Genomic DNA, 3,048 nt, shown 5'->3' with positions numbered 1-3,048 from the left:
CGTGATCAACAAGGGCCGCGCCCACCCGCGCCGGTACCGTCAGCACCCGGCCATGAACGGTGCTCTCATCCCGCGATCCGAGAACGCACGCACCCCTGGAGACGCGCTCATCTAAGACGGCGAATCGAAGAACGCACGGTGAGCGGATACCCCCGATGAGACGCCACGCGTCCCGTAATTCCCCGGAGGCTTGCCGAGTATGGTTAGTCCGAGTCTGCTCTTGGCCGGTTCCCTGACTGGAACTGGCATTACGCACAGGAACGCGAACCGCCGACCGGACAGGGACAGGGCGTGAACCCGACCATCCGTCCCGAGCGGACGCAACAGGCGACGCCGACACCGGTGTTACCCGGAGCCGCGCACGGTCCCTGGACACGCCTCCTCCTACCCGGCCGCCCCACCGGCCCGGCCCTCACCGCTGCCCTGCTCGCCGCGGCCCTCACTGTCACCGTGCTCTGCGCCGGTGACATCGTTGCCCGCAGCTACCCCTTCGGCTTCCGCACCCGCAGCGTCAACGACCTCGGCAACCAGTACGTACCCTTCCACGCCCACCTTTGGGACCTGTTGCACGGCAGGGCGGACGGCGGTCTTCTCGTCAACTGGCAGTCCGGATACGGCTCCAGCTTCCTCCCCGATCTCGGTACGTACGTCAGCAGCCCGTTCGCCCTGCTCGTGGGGGTGTTCCCGCGGGACGAGATCGATCTCCCGGTGTATGTGATCACCCTGCTGAAGGTGGCGTCCGCCGGGGCCGCCATGGCCTGGCTGCTGCTCAGGATGCGCCCCGGTTGCTGGTGGGTGGCGGGGCTGCTCGGTGCGTCGTACGCCTTGTGCGGCTGGACCTTGGCGACTTCCGTCTACAACACGATGTGGCTCGACGGGCTCATCGCCCTGCCACTGCTGTGCCTGGTCGGCGAGTGGACGCTCAACGACCGGCGCCGGGTTCTCGGCGTGGTCGTCGTGGCGGTCGCCTGGATCGCCAACTTCTATACGGCGTACATGGCCACGCTCGCCGCCGGTCTGGTGCTGCTGCTCCGGCTGTGGCTCGACGGTCTGCCGCTTCGGCAGAAGCTCGCGGCGGCGGGCCGGGCCGCCCTGACCGTCGCACTCGGCGTGGGCCTGGCGGCTCCGCTCGTGGTGGTCGTGTACTTCGGCACCAAGCACGCCTACCCCGGCGTGGTCCGGGTGTTCGTACCCTCACCGACGGAAGACCTGCTGGCGCGGCTGCTGCCGACGACGTACAGCTTCGGCTCGCCCGCCGTGTACGTCGGCATCACGGCGCTGCTGCTCGCCCTCGCCCTGCCCTTCCACCGAAAGGTGCCGCGCCGGGTCCGCTACGGCTGGACGCTGCTCGTGGCCGCCGTCACGCTGTCGCTCCAGTGGGGCCCGACCCACATTCTCTGGCACGCTTTCGCCACCCCGAACGGCAGCTCGTACCGCCAGACCTTCGTACTCTGCGGGATGCTGGTGATCGCCGCGTGGCATGCGATGTCGTACGGCCCTCCCAGCCTGCGCGCGCTGGGTGCGGCGGGTGGGCTGCTGGCGCTGATCATCGCCGTCGCGAGCAGCAGCGCGCTGACGGACCGCTCCTTCATCCTGCCGCTCACGCTGCTCGCCGCCGTGGGCGCACTCGGCGGGCTGGCTCTGCTTGCCAGGCTCGGCCAACGCCCCGCCAAGCGCCCCGCGTTGATGGCAGGACTGTCCGTGACCCTGCTCCTGGGCGCGCAGCTCGGCGAGGCCACCGCCACCTCCGCCGTGGCCACCCGGCTGCGCTTCGGGCACCTGGACGACTACGCGCCCTGGGGCGACCGGCAGCAGCAACAGGCGGACGCGATCGCCGAGGCCGACGGCTGGCCCCGGTACCGGACCGACCCGGGCCGGGAGCAGACCGTCAGCAACGACCCGCTGATGGTGGGCGGTCAGGGCGCCCAGTACTACAGCAGCCTGACCTCCGACGTGCTCAGCCGCACGCTCATCGCCCTCGGGGACGGCTACACCTCGCGCGGCCGCAACCTCCAGAGCCTGGACAACACCGTCACGGACGCGATCTTCTCGGTCGGTGCGCGGGTGCACTCCCCGCCGGACCCGCATCAGGGATGGTTCCCGCAGGACGGCAGCAAGGTGACTGTGTCCCGGCAGGACGTGCCGCCCCTGGTGACGGTACGGCCGTCCGGCGGCGCCGGTGTCTCCGCCTTCGGTCCGTCGGCGTACCGCAATCAGGAACTGCTGCTGGGCGCCCGGGTGTACACCGTGCCCCGCATCAAGCGCGTCGAGGCTTCCGTCAGGTCGACGATCACCACCACCTGCCCGGCCGGCAGCGAGGCGTACCTCTGGGCCCCGCACTTCTCGGGTACCGCGAGCATCACCGGCGCGGACACCCCCGGGCGCTTCAGGTCCGACCCCGGGACCAAGATCGCCGCCATGGAGCGGCTCGGCACTGTCCCGGCGTCCGGATGGCTGCGCATCGAGCTGTCCCCGAACCGGCCGGGCGTAGTCACGGACGGAGCGGTCGGCTGCCTGGACACCGGGCGCCTGGAGGCGGCCGTCGACCGGCTCAAGACCACCGGCGCCACGAAGGTGACTGTCTCCGACGGCATGATCCGTGCCGAACTCCCGGCCGGCAGCAAGGGAACCGCGGTGGTCGCGGCACCGCGCATCTCCGGTTGGCGGTGCGCGACGGGTGACGCCACCGCCGTACCCGCAAAGCAGTACTACGGCCTGATTGCCGTACCCCTGGACGGCTCCTCGGCCAACCTCACCTGCACGTTCCACCCACCAGGCCTGCGACTGGGCGGAGCAGTGGGGGCCGCCTCCCTACTGACCCTCGGCGTCCTCGGCACCTTTGCTGCCGTCAGGCGACGGCGCGCACACGACGACGCAAGCGCATGAACACTGCTCTCTCACCGAAAACCCACAGGGAGAACTCGCACCATGTTCATATCGATCGTCGCACCCTGGGCGGATTCAACTGGTCGTCGCAACACCTTGATCACGGAGGTGTGCGATGGGCCGAGACGAGAGGCAGAAGGTGCCGGAGGCGCCTGCGGGGGC

At 70.1% G+C, this 3,048-nt stretch carries 1 protein-coding gene; it reads left to right on the top strand.

The genetic code is table 11. The features are described 5' to 3' along the window. The first annotated feature begins 342 nt into the window (after window positions 1-342). On the top strand, window positions 343-2,886 hold the full coding sequence (locus ACZ7NC_RS45030; protein ID WP_471498108.1) for a YfhO family protein: 2,544 nt from the start codon (window positions 343-345) through the stop codon (window positions 2,884-2,886). Window positions 2,887-3,048: the final 162 nt, after the last annotated feature.

It is taken from the genome of Streptomyces sp. NPDC111802 (assembly GCF_055634335.1).
Note: the sequence above shows the minus strand (reverse complement) of the source record. Positions and strands in the feature narration are given on the sequence as shown.